The sequence below is a fragment of the Anabaena azotica SJ-1 genome (assembly GCF_047275885.1).
Classification (GTDB): Bacteria; Cyanobacteriota; Cyanobacteriia; order Cyanobacteriales; family Nostocaceae; genus Trichormus_B; species Trichormus_B azotica_A.
The window spans coordinates 3,854,572-3,872,366 of sequence record NZ_CP178454.1; the positions used below are offsets into that span (position 1 = coordinate 3,854,572).

The 17,795-nt window shown below is 38.0% G+C and carries 16 protein-coding genes and 1 CRISPR repeat array; of the genes, 8 read left to right on the forward strand and 8 right to left on the reverse strand.

Features of this window, described 5'->3' with window-relative positions; translation table 11 throughout:
- The first annotated feature begins 40 nt into the window (after nt 1-40).
- Nucleotides 41-1,216: a nuclease A inhibitor family protein gene (locus ACLLO5_RS16900; RefSeq protein WP_413171656.1), complete on the forward strand. Its 1,176-nt coding sequence runs from the start codon at nt 41-43 to the stop codon at nt 1,214-1,216.
- A gap of 144 nt (nt 1,217-1,360) precedes the next feature.
- Here the strand turns inward: ACLLO5_RS16900 and ACLLO5_RS16905 are convergent, their stop codons facing one another.
- The 3 genes from ACLLO5_RS16905 to ACLLO5_RS16915 form a co-directional block, all read right to left on the reverse strand.
- On the reverse strand, nt 1,361-2,110 hold the full coding sequence (locus ACLLO5_RS16905; RefSeq protein ID WP_413171657.1) for an N-acetylmuramoyl-L-alanine amidase family protein: 750 nt from the start codon (nt 2,108-2,110) through the stop codon (nt 1,361-1,363).
- Between the two features lie 26 nt (nt 2,111-2,136).
- The gene (gene rsmG / locus ACLLO5_RS16910) at nt 2,137-2,892 is read right to left on the reverse strand and encodes a 16S rRNA (guanine(527)-N(7))-methyltransferase RsmG (RefSeq protein ID WP_413171658.1); all 756 of its coding nucleotides are present in this window, start codon (nt 2,890-2,892) and stop codon (nt 2,137-2,139) included.
- 240 nt (nt 2,893-3,132) lie between these two features.
- Nucleotides 3,133-4,008, reverse strand: a complete 876-nt coding sequence (locus ACLLO5_RS16915) for a TetR/AcrR family transcriptional regulator (protein WP_413171659.1) — start codon at nt 4,006-4,008, stop codon at nt 3,133-3,135.
- A 123-nt stretch (nt 4,009-4,131) separates the two neighbouring features.
- Here ACLLO5_RS16915 and ACLLO5_RS16920 point away from each other — a divergent pair, with 123 nt between their 5' ends.
- From ACLLO5_RS16920 to ACLLO5_RS16935, 4 genes are all read left to right on the forward strand, one after another.
- Complete coding sequence (locus tag ACLLO5_RS16920) at nt 4,132-5,421, forward strand: ABC exporter membrane fusion protein (protein ID WP_413171660.1); 1,290 nt, start codon at nt 4,132-4,134, stop codon at nt 5,419-5,421.
- On the forward strand, nt 5,418-6,599 hold the full coding sequence (gene devC, locus ACLLO5_RS16925; RefSeq protein WP_413171661.1) for an ABC transporter permease DevC: 1,182 nt from the start codon (nt 5,418-5,420) through the stop codon (nt 6,597-6,599). Before ACLLO5_RS16920 ends, devC begins: the two co-directional genes overlap by 4 nt.
- A gap of 115 nt (nt 6,600-6,714) precedes the next feature.
- On the forward strand, nt 6,715-7,431 hold the full coding sequence (locus ACLLO5_RS16930; protein WP_413171662.1) for a DevA family ABC transporter ATP-binding protein: 717 nt from the start codon (nt 6,715-6,717) through the stop codon (nt 7,429-7,431).
- 45 nt (nt 7,432-7,476) lie between these two features.
- Nucleotides 7,477-7,908 (forward strand): VOC family protein, encoded by a 432-nt coding sequence (locus tag ACLLO5_RS16935; protein WP_413171663.1) that lies wholly within the window; start codon nt 7,477-7,479, stop codon nt 7,906-7,908.
- Here the strand turns inward: ACLLO5_RS16935 and ACLLO5_RS16940 are convergent.
- Nucleotides 7,838-8,506 (reverse strand): esterase/lipase family protein, encoded by a 669-nt coding sequence (locus tag ACLLO5_RS16940; RefSeq protein ID WP_413171664.1) that lies wholly within the window; start codon nt 8,504-8,506, stop codon nt 7,838-7,840. The genes ACLLO5_RS16935 and ACLLO5_RS16940 overlap by 71 nt on opposite strands.
- A 353-nt stretch (nt 8,507-8,859) precedes the next feature.
- Between ACLLO5_RS16940 and ACLLO5_RS16945 the strand changes: the two genes are divergently transcribed.
- The gene (locus ACLLO5_RS16945) at nt 8,860-9,219 is read left to right on the forward strand and encodes a hypothetical protein (protein ID WP_413171665.1); all 360 of its coding nucleotides are present in this window, start codon (nt 8,860-8,862) and stop codon (nt 9,217-9,219) included.
- Nucleotides 9,220-9,695: 476 nt separating this feature from the next.
- Here the strand turns inward: ACLLO5_RS16945 and ACLLO5_RS16950 are convergent, their stop codons facing one another.
- Nucleotides 9,696-10,778, reverse strand: a complete 1,083-nt coding sequence (locus tag ACLLO5_RS16950; RefSeq protein ID WP_413176117.1) for a tetratricopeptide repeat protein — start codon at nt 10,776-10,778, stop codon at nt 9,696-9,698.
- Between the two features lie 78 nt (nt 10,779-10,856).
- Nucleotides 10,857-11,564, reverse strand: a complete 708-nt coding sequence (locus tag ACLLO5_RS16955) for a 16S rRNA (uracil(1498)-N(3))-methyltransferase (protein ID WP_413171666.1) — start codon at nt 11,562-11,564, stop codon at nt 10,857-10,859.
- Nucleotides 11,565-11,709: 145 nt separating this feature from the next.
- Here ACLLO5_RS16955 and ACLLO5_RS16960 point away from each other — a divergent pair, with 145 nt between their 5' ends.
- Nucleotides 11,710-13,080 (forward strand): aminopeptidase P family protein, encoded by a 1,371-nt coding sequence (locus ACLLO5_RS16960; RefSeq protein ID WP_413171667.1) that lies wholly within the window; start codon nt 11,710-11,712, stop codon nt 13,078-13,080.
- Between the two features lie 40 nt (nt 13,081-13,120).
- The gene (locus tag ACLLO5_RS16965) at nt 13,121-13,618 is read left to right on the forward strand and encodes a hypothetical protein (protein WP_413171668.1); all 498 of its coding nucleotides are present in this window, start codon (nt 13,121-13,123) and stop codon (nt 13,616-13,618) included.
- Between the two features lie 378 nt (nt 13,619-13,996).
- A CRISPR array of direct repeats spans nt 13,997-16,194; the repeat unit is 37 nt; unit sequence GTTGAAACTTCAAATAATCCCTATTAGGGATTGAAAC.
- Between the two features lie 88 nt (nt 16,195-16,282).
- Here the strand turns inward: ACLLO5_RS16965 and ACLLO5_RS16970 are convergent.
- Together ACLLO5_RS16970 and ACLLO5_RS16975 are read right to left on the reverse strand one after the other, a co-directional pair.
- Nucleotides 16,283-16,885 (reverse strand): Uma2 family endonuclease, encoded by a 603-nt coding sequence (locus ACLLO5_RS16970; protein ID WP_413171669.1) that lies wholly within the window; start codon nt 16,883-16,885, stop codon nt 16,283-16,285.
- 133 nt (nt 16,886-17,018) lie between these two features.
- Nucleotides 17,019-17,642, reverse strand: a complete 624-nt coding sequence (locus ACLLO5_RS16975; protein ID WP_413171670.1) for a hypothetical protein — start codon at nt 17,640-17,642, stop codon at nt 17,019-17,021.
- Between the last annotated feature and the right edge of the window lie 153 nt (nt 17,643-17,795).

Below are 17,795 nucleotides of genomic sequence, written 5' to 3' on the forward strand. Positions count from 1 at the left end.
ATGAGACAATAACATTAAACTGTTAATTGATTTTAAATATATGTCTAGTCATACAATATATTTTGATGACGGAAAATACAATTATATCAAAACAATTACTCTTTCTGATTGTACAGTCAGTATCACAATTGATGGAGTTGGTTTCAAGGCATACTCTTTTGAAACTCATGAATTTGCTAATGAAACCGAAGCTATGGAATTTTATGAAACGACTATTCGCAGAGAGAACCCTAGTTATCAACCCCCCACTGAGTCATTATCTACTGAATTAGATGATGAAGAGGAAGAAAAGGAAATATTTTCACCTCGCTCATTTGATTTCGATTTGAATGAACAAAATTTATCAACAGAAGAATTAGTAAATCGTTTAGCAGTAGTGCTACCCGGTTTAGAAATTTATGAAAGTGAATCTAGCTGTTATCCTTTTAAAACATTTGTTTGGAAAGTAGATGAACAGGGAGAATTCACAATAGATAAACTACTTTTAGCACAAGGGTTTATGAAGTCGGTGGTATGGGATGATTTTTTGCAGTCTGTGATCACTAATAGCAGTAATCTCATCACCTATTTGACTTTAGAAGCAAATTTAACTCCTGAAGAAATTTCTCAAAAATGTCAAACATTAGAAACCACGTTGCAAACGCAGTGTAAAAATATTGCCGTTTATAAAATTATTCAATTCGATCCGGTATCACCAGATCAAAACCTGGATAATTTTTATATTATTATTGCTGAAACTCATCAGGGTAATTGGTTGGGAATTGCACCCAAAATAGGTTCTATGGATAATATCAGAACCGACACTGAGCGAGTCCAAGTTTCCACAGATTTTATCTCTATTGACAGCAATCAGACATTAATTAATACGTTAGAAAATGTATTAAAGGGGTTGGAGTTTGCGACTACACCAGACACAACTACCAGAGAATTTTATTTAGCATTTGCTAATTCTCAGGAGCAAACTATTTATCAGTTACTTGATGCAATTGATTTTGTTATTACTTGTTCTTTTGCTCCCTTTGGTTCTGTCGCAGAATATGAAGATCCTGAATTTTGCTATAACATCGATCCTTTAGATCAACTATTGCAATTAAATCTCACAAATTTACGGGAATATGTGATTGGTACTTATTCCCTTTATCACCTTTATGCTATTGGTAATACTCAAAATGGCGATTTTGTGGGAGTTTCTACAGTTGCTGTTTGGTCTGGTTGAAATACACCTATAGCGATTCTTAGTGGAGTGAGATACAAGAACCCCACCCCCAACCCCCTCCCCGCAAGCGATGAGGGGACTATAATGTATCTCATTCAAGTGCATACCGCTATATTATGGCGTTTTTCTGGGAATGAAGAATACTTAGATCCTAGACTGTCTAAACCACTCTACAATTACTTCAGCCAGTGCGATCGCTAATTTTTTTTGTTCCTGGGGGTTAACTATCCACTCAAATTCTTCAGGATGTGTCATAAAACCCAATTCCAGCACTACTGATGGTGCAATTTCTGGACGAGTCAGTGCTAAATTATTCCAATACACACCTTGAGATTTACGTCCTAATTTATTAACTAAATAGTCATGTATGGCTATTGCTAGACTATGGGATTGGGGATGATACCAAAAACTTCTTACTCCCTGGGTTTTTTCTGCATCACCATCACTCTCTACAGCCGTATAATGTATGGTAATAGCAATTGTAGGTTCTTCTTGATTAATGATTGTTTGACGTTCCAGTAAAGATATTTCCCGATCATCTTCCCTGGTCATCACCACTGTAGCACCTCGTTTTTGTAACTCAGTACGCAGTAATTGAGAAACAATTAAATTCGCATCCTTGGCTAAAAATCCAGTGGCACCAGCAGCACCGGTTTCTTTCCCACCGTGTCCTGGATTAACTAAAATTTTTATACCAGATAATGGCTTGTATTTTTTTCCTTTCTTTTGGTAGTCGATAACTTGTATTAAAGCTTGTAAAGGTTCTACTGCGGCTAAAACTGGCAACGGACTATAAAGAAAGACTAACAGAAACAATCCTACTAACCTACCCAATTGATGGAAAGTTTTTGACTGTAACCGAATTGTATTTACATCTAAAATAGTTTGGCGCATTTTTAAACATTATTCTCACAACTCCTCTAAAGTGGCTTTTGCGTCGGTACACCCACAGCACGAGGAAAATTAAAAGGTGTATTTTTGATCTTTCGCAAATATAAACAATGCCGAATACTGTTAGTTAAAGGAGTTGTAAATTCTGCAATTAATTCAACTGTTCCACCTAACTGCTTAACTGCATTTTCTAAAGTTTGGTTTTCTTCCTCCGTCCAACTTCCCCGATAAATTACAGCTAAACCACCTTTTTTCACTAAAGGTAAGCTATATTCAGCACAAGCAGCAACGCTACCAACAGCACGAATAACAGCTAAATCATAATTTTCTCTATGTTTATTTTCCTGTCCTATTTCTTCGACTCTCCCGACAAGAGTTTTAGCATTTGTGAGAGAAAGATTACTTAAAACAGTGTCAATAAAATTGATTTTTTTGCGAGTAGAATCTAACAAAGTTACTTGACTTTTGGGAAAAATCATAGAAATTGGTATACCAGGAAAACCTGCACCTGTGCCAATATCAATTACAGATGCACCTTGATGCAAAGAAGGAATAAATTCCTGTTTTGGTGCAATTCCTTTTAAAGAATCCCAAAGATGTTTTTCCCAAAATTCTTCAGGTTCAGTAATCCGAGTTAAATTAAGTTGACGATTTCCTTCTAAAATCAATTCATACAACTGCTGAAATTGTTGTTGTTGTTGATTTGTCGGTTGCCAATTAAAAGTTTGTTGCCATATTTCTGCCATTTCCGGCAAACTAGCTACAGGTAAAAATTCTAAATTCATCTGTACTTAATCAATTGTTTGTGTGTAAGGATTCAGGGACTTCCAAATAAAAAAATATACAGTCGTTGAGTAAGCAGGGGAGGCAGGGGAAGCAGGGGGAGAATAATCTGATAGTCGTCACTAGATGGAGAAAATTGAATACTTTAATTTCTGGAGTTCCCTCAGAATACAGAATGCTCAAGAGATTTTCAAGCCTCTCACCCACTTCTCTATAAGCAATACATTCCATGTATATACAATTTATGTGCCTGACTCCTTAGTATCTCCAAAACCTTGACGAGCAAAGAGTTCTATCATTTCACTACGAGTTAAGTTATTTTCCTGTGCTAATTCATCCAATTTAGCCCAAGCTGTATCTGTAAGCCGGATAGAACGCAATTTTTTCGACTCAGAACCATAATCAGCCTGAAATTTACCTCCTGGTGTGCGCTTGCGTCTGGGTGATTTATGCCTTGTTCCTGAATACTTATCTCCATGTATATCTAATTTGTTGCTGGTCATTAACTTCACCAGATTATCAATCAAGCGATCGCCCTCCATTGGTAAAATATCCGCACCATGTAACATATACTGAATAATCGTAAAATGAATTAATGTACCCTTAAAAATCCGTGCAGCTACCTCTGGATCAGGTAATTGTAGTTCTGAGTGTGCCGCAAAATATTGGCTAATCACCTCCAAAGCAGGTTTATCTACATTGCGGACGAAGACCTGCGCTAGTGAAGGAAACCGTCCAGATTCAGCAATAATCAGCCTCACAAGACCCAGTAATTCCTGTGAACAATTAGTATTATCTAAAATATTTTTTGCCAAGCGACGCAGCACAATCTCCGGTTCACCTTCCAGAAATCCGGGTTCAGGGTTAAAAACAGCCAAATATTTTTGCTGTGCTAATCGTTCAATCAATGCAGTGAATAATCCTTCCTTATCCTGAAAATAGCTGTATACCGTTGTTTTCGATACACCTGCGGCTGCTGTCACCTTATCCATTGTTGTTGCAGCGTAACCATTTGCCAAAAATTCCTGCATAGCACCAGCCAGGATCGCATCTACTTTATCTGCTGAGAGCAATCGCTCTCCAGCACTTTCTTCTACTTGTTTACTCTTTTTTCGCATATAAGCAACCCAAATGAATAATTTCGGCGATAACTCTTGACTTATTGTAATGGACAGTTTAGTTTATTGATATCACTAAACTAATTAGTTTAGTTAGCATCTTCAATGTGAGAAGGAAACTCTATGATGCGTGAACTAGCATTTAAACCCAGTCAGCGACCAATAATTATGCTGGGAACAGCGATAATTGTCGGCATTGGAGGCTTGCAAGGGTACAGAATTTTACAAAATTCATCTAAAACAGCCAAGATAACTCAAGTTTCTCAAGTTAGCATACCCCAAATTAAGACTGTGACCGCCTTGGGGAGACTCGAACCCAAAGGTAAAGTCATTAAACTTTCCGCCCCTACATCTAGTCAAGGCAGCCGAGTAGAGCAACTTTTGGTCAAAGAAGGCGATCAAGTTAAAGCTGGACAAGTCATAGCCATTTTAGATAACCGTCCCCGACTCCAAGCAGCTTACCAAGAAGCACAAGCAGCGGTGAGAATTGCTCAGGTAAACTTAGACAAAGTACAAGCAGGGGCAAAAATAGGAGAAATAAAAGCCCAAAAAGCTGAAATTGCCAGAATACAAGCACAAAAGCTAGGAGATGAAACAGAACAGAGAGAAACAGTAGGGAGATTAGAAGCACAATGGCAAGGCGAAACAACAGCACAACTCGCAACCATCAACAAACTACAAGCAGAACTGAAAAACGCCGAAGTAGAACTGCAAAGATATCAGCAACTTTACCGAGATGGGGCAATTTCTCAGTCATTATTTGATAGTAAACGCCTAAGTGTTGATACCATTACCCAACAATTGAGTGAAGCTAGAGCTAACCTCAATCGTATTGATAGCACGGGCAGAAAGCAAATTAGCGAAGCCAAAACCGCCCTCAACAGAATTAACGCCACAGGTAGCGAACAAGTCATTTCTGCCCAAGCCACATTAAACCAAATAGCCGAAGTGCGTCCAGTCGATGTAACAGCAGCCAAAGCCGAAGTTAACCGCAGTATAGCCGCAGCACAACAAGCAAAGGCAAATTTAGATCAAACTTATGTAAAAGCCCCACAAAACGGTGTCATCTTTGATGTTCACACCCGTGCCGGTGAAATGGTGTCTAATGACGGGATAGTGGAAATTGGACAAACTAACCAGATGTATGCAGTAGTAGAAGTTTACCAAAGTGATATTAGTAAAATCCGACCCCAACAAAAAGTAAAAATATCCAGTAATTCCTTACCAGGGGAATTACAGGGAACAGTAGATTGGTTAGGCTGGAAGGTACAGCGGCAAAATGTGATTAATTCTGATCCCAGTGAAAATATTGATTCTAGAGTTGTTGAAGTTCATGTTCAGCTAGATCAGGAATCAAGTGATAAAGCAGTAAAATTTACTAATTTACAAGTAAAGGCAGTAATTTCACTATGATAGGATTTATTCAAGAACTGCAAAGACGTACACCTTTGGGATGGTTGCAACTCAGCCATCATAGAAGTCGGTTGTTAGTTGCGATATCAGGTATTGCTTTTGCAGATGTGCTAATTTTTATGCAGCTTGGCTTTCAAAATGCCTTGTATGACAGCAACACCAGATTCAACCGCGCTGTGCTTGCAGACATAATTTTAATTAGTCCGCAAAGCCGGAATATGCAAAATATGTCCACCTTTTCCCGCAGAAGGTTATTTCAAGCTGCTGATGTACAAGGTGTAAAGTCAGCCGAAGCCATGTATATCGGTTTAGCGACTTGGAAAAACCCGCAAACAAAACGCAAAACCACAGTCCAAGCGATCGCTTTTAATCCTGAACAAGCAGCATTAAATATACCAGAAGTCAATACTCAATTAGATAAAATTAAATTACCCGATAATTTTCTTTTTGATCGTGGTGCAAGAGGAGATTACGATCAAGTTTTTAGTCAAATAGATAGTGGTAAAAATGTCAGTACAGAAATAGATAAACGGACAATTAACATTAGTGGATTATTTAAATTAGGTGCTTCTTTTGGTGCTGATGGGACGTTAATTTCTAGTGATGAAAACTTTTTACGTATCTTTCCCAGAAGACAAGTAGGAAGTATCAATCTCGGTTTAATTTCTATTCAACCAGGATATGAAGTAGAACAGGTAGCAGCCGCATTAAAATCACACCTTAAAAATAACGAAGATGTGAAAATTATGACCCATGCAGAATATATCAAATTTGAAGAAGATTATTGGAAAAAAGAAAGCCCTATCGGTTTTATTTTTAGCTTGGGTGTATCAATGGGATTTATTGTGGGTGTCATTATTGTTTATCAAGTTCTTTCGACAGATGTTAATGCCCATATCAAAGAATATGCCACATTTAAAGCTATGGGATATCAGAACTCATATTTATTAGGAGTCATTTTTGAAGAAGCAATAATTTTAGCAGTCTTAGGATTTATTCCTGGATTTATAGTCCCTTTAGGAATTTATCAACTAGCCAGAAACGCCACAAACCTACCCATATATATGACATTAGCTAGAGCTTTAATAGTCCTATCCCTAACAATTATCATGTGTGCAATTTCTGGCACAATAGCTACTAATAAATTACAATCAGCAGACCCTGCGGATATGTTTTAAATTAGGGAACAGGCATTGGTAACAGGTAACAGGTGACAGGTGACAGGTGACAGAAAAAAATAAAATCTAACCGACATTACTTCCTTTGTGTCTTTGCGTGGAAAAAACCTTAAATATGGAAATAATTAACTCTTCTAAACCAGTAATTTCCGTCCAAAACCTTGATCATTACTTCGGAACTGGACAACTCAAAAAACAAGTTTTGTTTAATATTAATCTGACCATTAATGCAGGTGAAATAGTCATTATGACAGGTCCATCTGGTTCAGGTAAAACCACTTTATTAACCTTGGTTGGTGGACTGCGTTCTGCTCAATCTGGAAGTTTGCAAATATTAGGTAAAGAACTGTGTAAAGCTAATGCTAAACAACTCACCCAAGCAAGAAAAAAACACGGTTATATTTTCCAAGCCCATAATTTACATGGAAGTTTAACAGCAATTCAAAATGTCAGAATGGGTTTAGAATTGCAACCGAAAATATCAACTCAAGAAATGCTGAATCGTTCAAAAGCAATGTTGGAAGAAGTAGGACTAGGAAGCAGACTTAATTACTACCCAGATAGTTTATCAGGAGGACAAAAACAACGAGTTGCGATCGCACGTGCATTAGTGAGTCAACCGAAAATAGTCCTAGCAGATGAACCCACAGCCGCACTGGATAAACAATCGGGACGGGATGTGGTAGAATTAATGCAGAAATTAGCCAAAGAACAGGGGTGTACAATTTTACTTGTCACCCATGATAACCGCATTTTAGATATAGCCGATCGCATTGTTTATATGGAAGATGGTCATTTAATTAGAGATGGCGTAAGCGCAATGACCGCGTAAAAGTATAATTTTAATCAAAAAATAGGGTTAACGCAAATAATTCCTATGAACCAAACCATATTTCATCTCGCATTTCCCATCAACAATATTCCCCAAACCAAAGCCTTTTATGTTGAGGGATTAGGCTGCATACCCGGACGGGAAAACCCCCATGCTTTGATTCTTAATCTTTATGGACACCAATTAGTAGGTCACATCACAAAAGAACCTTTAGCACCCCAAAGAGGAGTTTATCCCCGACATTTTGGGTTAATTTTTACCCATGAACAAGATTGGCAGGAATTACTAGAAAAAGCCAAAATCAAACAGCTAAATTTTCGAGAAGCACCCAAAAACCGTTTTGTTGGTTCTCTCTTAGAACATCACACTTTTTTTCTAGAAGATCCTTTTTATAATTTAATGGAATTTAAGTATTATCGACATTCAGAGGCAATTTTTGAGAATGCTGAACATACTCTGATTGGGGATACCCATTAATCGGTTCTGCTAAAGATTTAGCTACTATTTCTAAAGTCCGAGAATGTGTTAACATCCAAGGGTGAAGTACAACTGGTACAGTAAATTCCTTACCTATAGGCATTTGTGAGCTATTTGGCGGTACAATCATCAAATCATAAGGTGTCCAAATTGATGTGAAATTTAAATCTTTTAACATCTCGACATCAGAATTTAAATCATTCAAAAATGCACTGTTAGGACGCATTTGCACACAACCAGGAAGCCAAGACCCAAAAGCAATTATTGTTCCATGATGAGGTGACGAAATTGTGATAAAACGCTTTATTTGATTAATTCCCCCCAATCGTTGAATGTAATAACGGCTGACAATTCCTCCCATACTAAAACCCACTAAATCTAATGGTTGTTGTGGTTCAAAGGTAGCAGCCACATAATTAGCAACTTGCTGTGCTAACTGATCCAGAACTACAGCGCCATTATTAGGTAATAAATCCAAAGTATGCACAGACCAACCCCGCTGTCTGAGGTAAAACGCCATTTTGTTGAAAACATCCCCAGTATCATGAATACCATGAACTAACAAGACGGGATTGCGTTGTATATTTTCAGTATTCATTCCCACTATTCTTAATTAACTCTGTAGAAAATCTAACCGAGTACCATACTCACTGGCAATGAGATTATGACAGTTTTTGCAGCTAACTAGTTAATATTAATTTTTATTAAGGAAAGTCTCAGAATCTTGCTCCTAGTTACAGTAAAATTTAATAATTAGTTCGCAGTCTCTATAGGTCGCCAATGGTTGTAATGAAGTCATAACAATTGCCCTATAGTATGATTACAAGTTCATTAAGTAAAAATGCCTAAAATTATTACCGGAAACAATTATGGCAACAAAATGTAAGATTATGTTGCAATAATTAATAACTGCGGTGATATTGCAAGATATTAAAGACAGGAGAAATTGTAATGTTCGGGTTTATCAAAAATTTAATCGGTGGTATTTTGGGTTTCATCACTGGGATATTTGGCAAAAAAGACGGCTACTACTTGGAACTAAAGGAAGAAGTTGCTGAAACCAAACCAGTAGCAGCTAAACCAGCAGCAGCCCCAGCAGCGAAAGCAGAACCCGCTAAAGTAGCTACAGCATCAGCAAAAGCAGAACCTGCAAAAACAACCAAAGCAGCACCTGCTAAACCAGCAGCACCAACTGAAACTACTTTTGCACCTAAGTATTTGATGCCTTCATCTTCTAACGGTCGTCGTCGTCCTGGTGCGAACATGAACACTTATATGGATATGGCGCGTGAAGTGAAAGTTCCTGGATAAATTTGTCCTTGATTTATCTAGGTTTTACATTTATTCAGCAGCCTTAATGATGTCATCCAACATCCGATATCTAAGAGGTTGTTTTAAAAGTTTCTGGCTGTGACTTTAGGCACTTATTGATTATTGATCCCCCCTAACCCCCCTTAAAAAGGTGGGAACTAGAATCAAACTCCCCCTTTGCAAGGGGGATTTAGGGGGATCTAAAAGTTTTTGATACATTACTAAAGACTTTTCAAACATCCTCTAAGAAGTTGTTTTAAAAGTTTCTGGCTGTGACTTTAGGCACTTATTTATCCCCCCTAACCCCTTAACAAGGGGGGAAACTGGAATCAAAGTCCCCCTTTTCTAGGGAAGCCAGTCGCTTGTTGGGGTTCACCACCATTGTCCGAACTGGCTTGAATTTAGGGGGATATAAAAGTTTTTGATACATTAATAAGGACTTTTCAAACATCCTCTAAAATCGGAAATTTCCCTGATTAGGATTTAATAGACCCATTTTTAACAAATACAATTCCACTGTATAAATGAAATGCTGAATCCCAATTGGTTTTTTCTCTCCTAAATAGTTGAATATGAGAGGGAATTTGATTTAGCACGTCTGTTTGATCTAAAACGGTTTCGCCAAAAGGCTGGAAGTCTGACCAGGTTTTGATTTGAAGTGAATGTTGTTCAACCCATTTCATCAAACCATTCCAGTTGTTTCTAATTGTATTTTGATTGGCTGGGAGAGTGATTTCTAAACCCTGGTGAAATTCATAACCGTTGTCATAAATTCGCAAAATACTATTTCTTCCAGGTAAATGTAAATCACAGAATTGGGCATAGTCTTGAGTTTGGGTTTTGCGTTCTAGTTTACCACGGACGTTAATATCTACTACTTGTTCAAAAATAGGCAGTAGTCCTACAACTTTAGCTGTTACTTCTGACCATTCAAAATTTATAGAACCAAGTTGATTTTCGCCATTTTGACATACAACAGTGGGTTTTGATGACGATTCAGAGAAATATTTGACTTGATATACTTGGATTTGTTGGATTTTTGCTATTTTCAACCAAAAGCAAGGAATTTCAGCCTGTTGTAACTGCGTCCCATAAAATTGCAATTCGCCTATTTTTCCCGTGCGGTATACTTTCCAACAGCGACTTGGTAACATCAGTCTGGCTGTGTAGGGATCTATTTGCATAATTTGGGCAAATTTAGGCGCAGCTAGAGTTTTCAGTTCGTTACTGATGGTTTCTAAAACTAATATTCCTGCTTCATTATTACTTGGTTGGGCGATCGCATTAGCAATGGCTTTTTGTCTTTCTTCTTGCTGAATATTTTCCAGACGTTGTAAACCCTGGCGTGCTTGTGACAATATCTTCTGATGGGTTGTTACCCGCAGTAGTTGACGATAAACTTTTTCTGCTTCCTCTCGCTTACCAGAAATTTCATGTAATCGTGCAAAATAAAATTGCACCCAAGGATTTTCTGGTGATTCTTTGAGTAGCGGTTTGAGTAATTTGGCTGCGGTCTGGTAGTCCTTGCGTTCAAAGGCGGCGATAACTTCTTCCAGCATGACTTTATAATTAACCTGATTGAATGTCTCGCGCCAAGATGCAAAAAAAGCGTTATCGTTTTGCGTGAGATATATCATTTATACTTCACAAGTAGCCGCAATCAAGGATAATGCTACTATGGGGGCGGTGACTGCTCGCAAAATGCGCCGACCAAGGGAAATGGGTTCAAATCCTGATTTTATTGCTATTTCCAGTTCTTGATCTGTCCATCCTCCTTCTGGTCCGATCGCAATTATAATTTCACCAGAAAATTTATTTAACACCGTTCTCAAATGTGGATAATCACCACGCGCTTCACAAATATAACGGTGAGTAGATGCACATTCATTGATAGCTGTACTAAAAGCTACTGGTTCTAGGATAGTAGGAACAAATGCCCGTTCTGACTGTTCCGCAGCCTCTGAAGCTATGCGCCGCCAACGTTCTAGTTTTTGTGGACTAGGATTTAATAAAGTGCGATCGCTCAAAACAGGAGCAATACAAGTTACACCTAACTCAGTACAACACCGGACAACATCATCAAATCCATTTCCCTTCGGTAAAGCCACCATCAAAGTTATAGATACAGGTAACTCCGTTTTTACTTCCAGCGGTTCTAAAATCTGTCCTTGTTCCCCGATTAATTGCGCCAACCACCAGTTACCAATTCCATCCATAGCAATAAATTTATCTCCATCGCGCGATCGCAAAACCCGCAATAAATAATGTTGTTGTTGCGGCGTTAAAAAAAGCTGAGTTTCTTGAATTTGGCAAGGATCAATAGTAATGCGTTGTAGTTGAGACATAGAATTTTATATTTTGTCTGAATCAGAATTGACAAGATTTAAGGATATACAGGACGAAAATTTTTGATTTTCTCTGTGATTAACTTGTAAATCAATAAGATAGTAATGGGTTCAACCCCAATCCCCACACCCTGATAGTTGATTTATGCACATTTCCACCACCCTCCGCCACCGTCGTCAACGACTTGCAGAACTGATAGATTTTCCAGTAATTCTTTGGTCTGGTAGTAGCAATTCCCGCAACTTCCCCGCCAATACCTTCCCCTTTCGCCCTAGTAGTCATTTCCTCTATTTTGCTGGAATTCCTCTGCAAAACGCCGCCATTCGCCTAGAAAGTGGCAAGCTACAACTATTTATAGATGACCCCCACCCCAATAGCGCCCTGTGGCACGGAGAAACGCCAACCCGTGAAGAAATAGCCGCTAAGATAGGTGCAGATGATGCTAGAGCGATCGCAGAATTAGAACATTACCTAGAAAATGCAGCCACTATTCCCGTTCAAGATGCAGCAACTTGGACACAGCAATCACAATTATTAGATAGATGGCTTTTACCCCAACAACCACCCCAAGGAAATGATTTAGAATTAGCCAAAGCAATAGTTTCCTTACGTCTTACCCACGATGCAGCCGCATTATTAGAATTACGCAAAGCAGCATCCGTGAGTGTAGAAGCACACAAAATAGGAATAGCTGCCACAGCTACAGCAAAACGAGAAGCAGAAATCCGTGCCGCCATGGAAGCAGTGATTATAGGTCATAACATGACCACTGCTTACACAAGCATTGTCACCGTCCATGGTGAAGTTTTACACAATAACCATTATCACCACTCACTCCAACCAGGAGATTTACTTTTAGCTGATGTGGGTGCAGAAACTGAAACTGGTTGGGCTGCTGATATTACCCGGACTTGGCCAGTATCAGGGAAATTTTCATCTACCCAAAGAGATATTTATGATATTGTATTAGCCGCCCATGATGCTTGTATTGAAAAAATCGCCCCTGGTGTGGAATATGGAGACATTCATCTTTTAGCCGCAACCGTAATTGCTGAAGGTTTAGTCGATTTGGGAATTTTACAAGGTAAGCCGGAAGATTTGGTAAAAATGGATCTTCATGCCTTATTTTTTCCCCACGGAATTGGGCATTTATTGGGTTTAGATGTCCATGACATGGAGGATTTGGGAGATTTAGCAGGGTATGAAGAAGGGAGAAAAAGAAGCGATCGCTTTGGGTTAAGTTACCTGCGTTTAAATCGTCCCCTCCGTCCAGGAATGTTAGTAACCATTGAACCAGGATTTTATCAAGTTCCCGGAATATTAAACGATCCAAAAATTCGTGATCAATATCAATATTTAGTCAATTGGGAACGTTTAGAACAATTTGCCGATGTGCGTGGAATTCGCATCGAAGATGATGTTTTAGTTACAGAAACAGGCAGCGAAGTTTTAACAGCCGCATTGCCAAATCAAGCTAGTGCTATAGAAGAATTAGCCATGCAAGCCAAAATATAGTATCGTAAAACTTCATGGTTTTTAACAAAAGTAGATAGTCATGAAAAATAAACCAAAGCATTTGCTAATTGCCGGAATTATTATCAGTGTAGGACTATCCCCATTATTAGCCCAAGCAAAACCACCAGTTTCTGATAGCCAAGTTGCAGCAATGGTAGAAGCTTTGCGACTAGCTGCACCCCAGAAAAAAAAGCCAACTCCTGGATATTATAGTGACTGGCAAGTTAAACCAGAAACTTTAAAAGGTTGGTCAAAAACTTGTCTGAAAAAAGAACTCACACCAACTCAGTTTGAAAACGATCCCAAAACAGCACGTCAAATAATTTCCTGTATCGTCAACCGCGAATTAACCAACCAGTTTAAAGCTACAAATAATAATGAAACTGCTGCTGTTACTGGTGCTGCTTGTTGGTGGATGACTGGACTTTATACAGGTTGTAACAAAGGCTTTACCGGCGACTATGTGCAGAAAGTAGTCCGTTTGTATCAACAAGAAAAGGCAAAACCAAAAACCGTAAATTCTCCATCAACTAGATAATTTATGCTTCCATAGCAGTATGTATGCACTTGAAAGAAGTACACCATAGCCGATAGCATCCGTTTTTACTTCCTTTGCCCTTGTTGTTTTGGTAAAGTGGAACAAATCGGTCGTGAACAACCCCCCTGATGAGACTATTTTCTTCACCTCATGCGCGGATGGGTGGGTGTAAAAAATCCCAGTCAGCAAAAAATCGCTGAAATCGCATCTAGACAAGGTTTTCACGGCTTTTGAGTAGTTCACCCATCCGCGCACCTTACACAGCAAGGGTTTCAGCTATTTTCACCCTTGACACAATTCCTGAAATGGACTATCATGAGAGCATCCGCGCAACCGAACCTTGAAAACTACATATATATAGGCTTTCAGCCTCCCGCAGTTGAAACTTCAAATAATCCCTATTAGGGATTGAAACTGCCGATCAAGTACGATCAGTACCTCGGAAAGTCTCAAGTTGAAACTTCAAATAATCCCTATTAGGGATTGAAACGTCTAGCCTTTTTCGATTTAGAGCCTTCTGACCTGTTAGGTTGAAACTTCAAATAATCCCTATTAGGGATTGAAACGAAACAAACTGTCTGGACGATGCTGAGGAAGAATGTTGAAACTTCAAATAATCCCTATTAGGGATTGAAACATTTTGTCAAGCAATTATCAGATTAATTCGTGAGCATCAGGTTGAAACTTCAAATAATCCCTATTAGGGATTGAAACCTTGAATGCTGGATAGATTTCTTACAAGGTACTGCTCGTGTTGAAACTTCAAATAATCCCTATTAGGGATTGAAACTGTAAAGTTCCACATATTTACCTTTAACCTTCCAATTAATGTTGAAACTTCAAATAATCCCTATTAGGGATTGAAACAAGTCATCTAAAAATGCACCGTCAGCTTGGGCAATGTTGAAACTTCAAATAATCCCTATTAGGGATTGAAACAGTTATCAACGGGATTCCTACAACTCCCATAGGTGTTGAAACTTCAAATAATCCCTATTAGGGATTGAAACCATTCTATTTTTGGATGTGTGGGCATTGGAGTTAGTTGAAACTTCAAATAATCCCTATTAGGGATTGAAACTTCGGCTTTCGACTGATTTGAACAGACATCAACTTGTTGAAACTTCAAATAATCCCTATTAGGGATTGAAACGTTCGTCTTTGATACTTATCAAGACAGCCTGGGCGGATTTAAGTTGAAACTTCAAATAATCCCTATTAGGGATTGAAACGGGATTGGTGTTCGTCCTAAATCTTCTGCCCCTACGCCTTGGTTGAAACTTCAAATAATCCCTATTAGGGATTGAAACAAAAGCTTCCTTAATGCGCTCGCTCAATCGTTTGAAGTTGAAACTTCAAATAATCCCTATTAGGGATTGAAACCAACCTACCTGCTACACCAGTACAAAAAGCATGTTGAAACTTCAAATAATCCCTATTAGGGATTGAAACCCTGTAGCCAAACAACAAAGTTAACCAAGCAATCTGTTGAAACTTCAAATAATCCCTATTAGGGATTGAAACACCTAACGCTAGAAGATGCCGTCATCTGTTACGTTGAAACTTCAAATAATCCCTATTAGGGATTGAAACATGCAAATATGTAGTGAGAATAGTCGCATACCTGTTGAAGTTGAAACTTCAAATAATCCCTATTAGGGATTGAAACGTTCATTGTGGGCTTTTTCACTGGCGAACAAGGTGAGTTGAAACTTCAAATAATCCCTATTAGGGATTGAAACTTTTTACGATAAAAATCAAGACTTGACTCTTGAACAAAGAGAGTTGAAACTTCAAATAATCCCTATTAGGGATTGAAACTGCAATATCATAAATTATTATCTAACTTAAATGTCGTTGAAACTTCAAATAATCCCTATTAGGGATTGAAACATAAAGACAAACGCTTCTATAGTAAAATCAGAACCATGTTGAAACTTCAAATAATCCCTATTAGGGATTGAAACTACCAGGTACACCTTGCAATCCTCTCAGTCCTGGTTTGTTCAAGTTGAAACTTCAAATAATCCCTATTAGGGATTGAAACTTTTGTGGGAAAACCACAAAATAGATGCAGACTGTTGAAACTTCAAATAATCCCTATTAGGGATTGAAACGAGAGAGATTCAAGAACGCTTTGATCAAAGACGGGGAGAGATTGAAGTTGAAACTTCAAATAATCCCTATTAGGGATTGAAACACGTATTTTTCAAGGCATTGGTAGACAAAAGGTATAGAAATGTTGAAACTTCAAATAATCCCTATTAGGGATTGAAACAGGAATTCAATCTCACTTCTAATTAATGCCTCTAGGTTGAAACTTCAAATAATCCCTATTAGGGATTGAAACTATTTGCTAATGCTCTAGCCTCTACGGCTACTTCTGTTGAAACTTCAAATAATCCCTATTAGGGATTGAAACTCTCAACCTGGATGGATGCAAACTAACTACCCTGAAGTTGAAACTTCAAATAATCCCTATTAGGGATTGAAACTTAACTTGAGTTCCGCCTGTGATATAGCTGCTAACTCTTCGCTAGTTGAAACTTCAAATAATCCCTATTAGGGATTGAAACGGAACTAAGTCGGAACTAAATATTTTTTTAAGTTGAAACTTCAAATAATCTTGAAATTATAAATTATGAATTAGTAATTGCTTAGTTACTATGGCATAATATCATCAAGTTTAAGTTGCAAATTGGGAAACAAATGGGAGTAAATAGCATCTCCTAAGCGATATTGTTCCTGCTGATATACACCTTTAACCAGTTGACAGATTGTGAAAGTAGGTTGTTTAGGATTACCGATAAATTGCAAACCACCCAAACCGCGAAAATCTACAATCCAATATTCTGGTATTTCTAGAAAAGCATATTCTTCAACTTTTCTTGCATAATCATCTTGCCAATTTGTACTTACAACTTCAGCAACTAATTGAATAGTATTGCCATTACAAATAATAGGTTCTTTTTGCCAAATTGGTTCATATCCAAGTTTTATTTTATCTAGAACAATAACATCTGGACGGAGTGCTGTTGCTTCCGCAGCAAGTGGTTTAATCAAACAAGTTTTTGGAATCAGCCAGTTTAAATTAGAATGAAGAATTTCAGCATAAATTCTACCAGCAAGATTTCCTGAAACTTCTTCATGAAGTCCACTGGGTTCTATATCACGCAGTTCTCCGTCAATTAGTTCGTAACGGGTGTTATCCCCATACTCAGCTAAAAATTGCTCAAAAGTGATTAGTTTAGGAGGGCTGTAAGTCATAAATTTATATTTGGACAGGAGATGATTTTATTTTAACGAAGTTTCACAACTATCTTTATTTGTTCCGGTATAGCCCGCCTGTGCGGGCTATGCTTATTTTCTCACAATCCAAAATCCAAAATCTAAAATCGGCTCATCTTCGCAAAACTAACTGAAAAGAATTCAAATATCCTGTAATGGTTTTACTTAAAGTTGAACGCTGTTTTTTAGAAACTATTGCCATCACTTGATATAATCTTCCTTCAGCAACATACATCCTATTTGTAGTTACCTTACCAGCCGAATCTATATACTGAATTTCTTTGCCTGGATGACCATTAGAACTGCGAATATTGCGTTCACTAATTAAATTGCTTTGTGTAGCTTTTAAGGTATTAGATTGAGCTTGATTCAAAATAGTCTGCGGTTTAGTCATTTGGGCATAACTATAAGGAAATTCGTTGTAAGTTACTAAATATGCAACTTCCTGTTCTGGTGGTTGGGCTACAAATATTTGTAATTTTATTTCTCCCATGTAGGTTTTCTGCACTTGAGTTTTCGTTTTTGGTCTTCCTGGCATCAAAACCTGAAAACCCTTGTCTGGGGGAGTAAATACTTTCCATTGTGGCTGCACTATTTGAGGAACAGCAGGTTTTTTTTGGGTAACGGTTGGTTTACTTTTAGAAGCCGCAGATTTAGGTTTACGCACCTCAGCCGAAACAAACCCACTGTATATAAAAGTGGCAGCAATGAATGGTAAGAAAAATTTGATCGTCATATTTGTAGCCTTCGCAGATGCGGTTTTCACTGTTGCTGCTATTTATAACCTAGACGCACACAAAGCTGCACCAATTAATCCCACTTGTTGGTTAAGAATTACAAACAGTTTATTTTAGCTTGTTTTTCCCTCTAATTCCCACTGGTAAAAATC

Bases quoted from the DNA above. Each gene is read 5' to 3' on its own strand.
- ACLLO5_RS16900 (WP_413171656.1), top strand. From the start codon at position 41: ATGTCTAGTCATACAATATATTTTGATGACGGAAAATACAATTATATC.
- ACLLO5_RS16905 (WP_413171657.1), bottom strand. From the start codon at position 2,110: ATGCGCCAAACTATTTTAGATGTAAATACAATTCGGTTACAGTCAAAA.
- rsmG (WP_413171658.1), bottom strand. From the start codon at position 2,892: ATGAATTTAGAATTTTTACCTGTAGCTAGTTTGCCGGAAATGGCAGAA.
- ACLLO5_RS16915 (WP_413171659.1), bottom strand. From the start codon at position 4,008: ATGCGAAAAAAGAGTAAACAAGTAGAAGAAAGTGCTGGAGAGCGATTG.
- ACLLO5_RS16920 (WP_413171660.1), top strand. From the start codon at position 4,132: ATGATGCGTGAACTAGCATTTAAACCCAGTCAGCGACCAATAATTATG.
- devC (WP_413171661.1), top strand. From the start codon at position 5,418: ATGATAGGATTTATTCAAGAACTGCAAAGACGTACACCTTTGGGATGG.
- ACLLO5_RS16930 (WP_413171662.1), top strand. From the start codon at position 6,715: ATGGAAATAATTAACTCTTCTAAACCAGTAATTTCCGTCCAAAACCTT.
- ACLLO5_RS16935 (WP_413171663.1), top strand. From the start codon at position 7,477: ATGAACCAAACCATATTTCATCTCGCATTTCCCATCAACAATATTCCC.
- ACLLO5_RS16940 (WP_413171664.1), bottom strand. From the start codon at position 8,506: ATGAATACTGAAAATATACAACGCAATCCCGTCTTGTTAGTTCATGGT.
- ACLLO5_RS16945 (WP_413171665.1), top strand. From the start codon at position 8,860: ATGTTCGGGTTTATCAAAAATTTAATCGGTGGTATTTTGGGTTTCATC.
- ACLLO5_RS16950 (WP_413176117.1), bottom strand. From the start codon at position 10,778: ATGCTGGAAGAAGTTATCGCCGCCTTTGAACGCAAGGACTACCAGACC.
- ACLLO5_RS16955 (WP_413171666.1), bottom strand. From the start codon at position 11,564: ATGTCTCAACTACAACGCATTACTATTGATCCTTGCCAAATTCAAGAA.
- ACLLO5_RS16960 (WP_413171667.1), top strand. From the start codon at position 11,710: ATGCACATTTCCACCACCCTCCGCCACCGTCGTCAACGACTTGCAGAA.
- ACLLO5_RS16965 (WP_413171668.1), top strand. From the start codon at position 13,121: ATGAAAAATAAACCAAAGCATTTGCTAATTGCCGGAATTATTATCAGT.
- ACLLO5_RS16970 (WP_413171669.1), bottom strand. From the start codon at position 16,885: ATGACTTACAGCCCTCCTAAACTAATCACTTTTGAGCAATTTTTAGCT.
- ACLLO5_RS16975 (WP_413171670.1), bottom strand. From the start codon at position 17,642: ATGACGATCAAATTTTTCTTACCATTCATTGCTGCCACTTTTATATAC.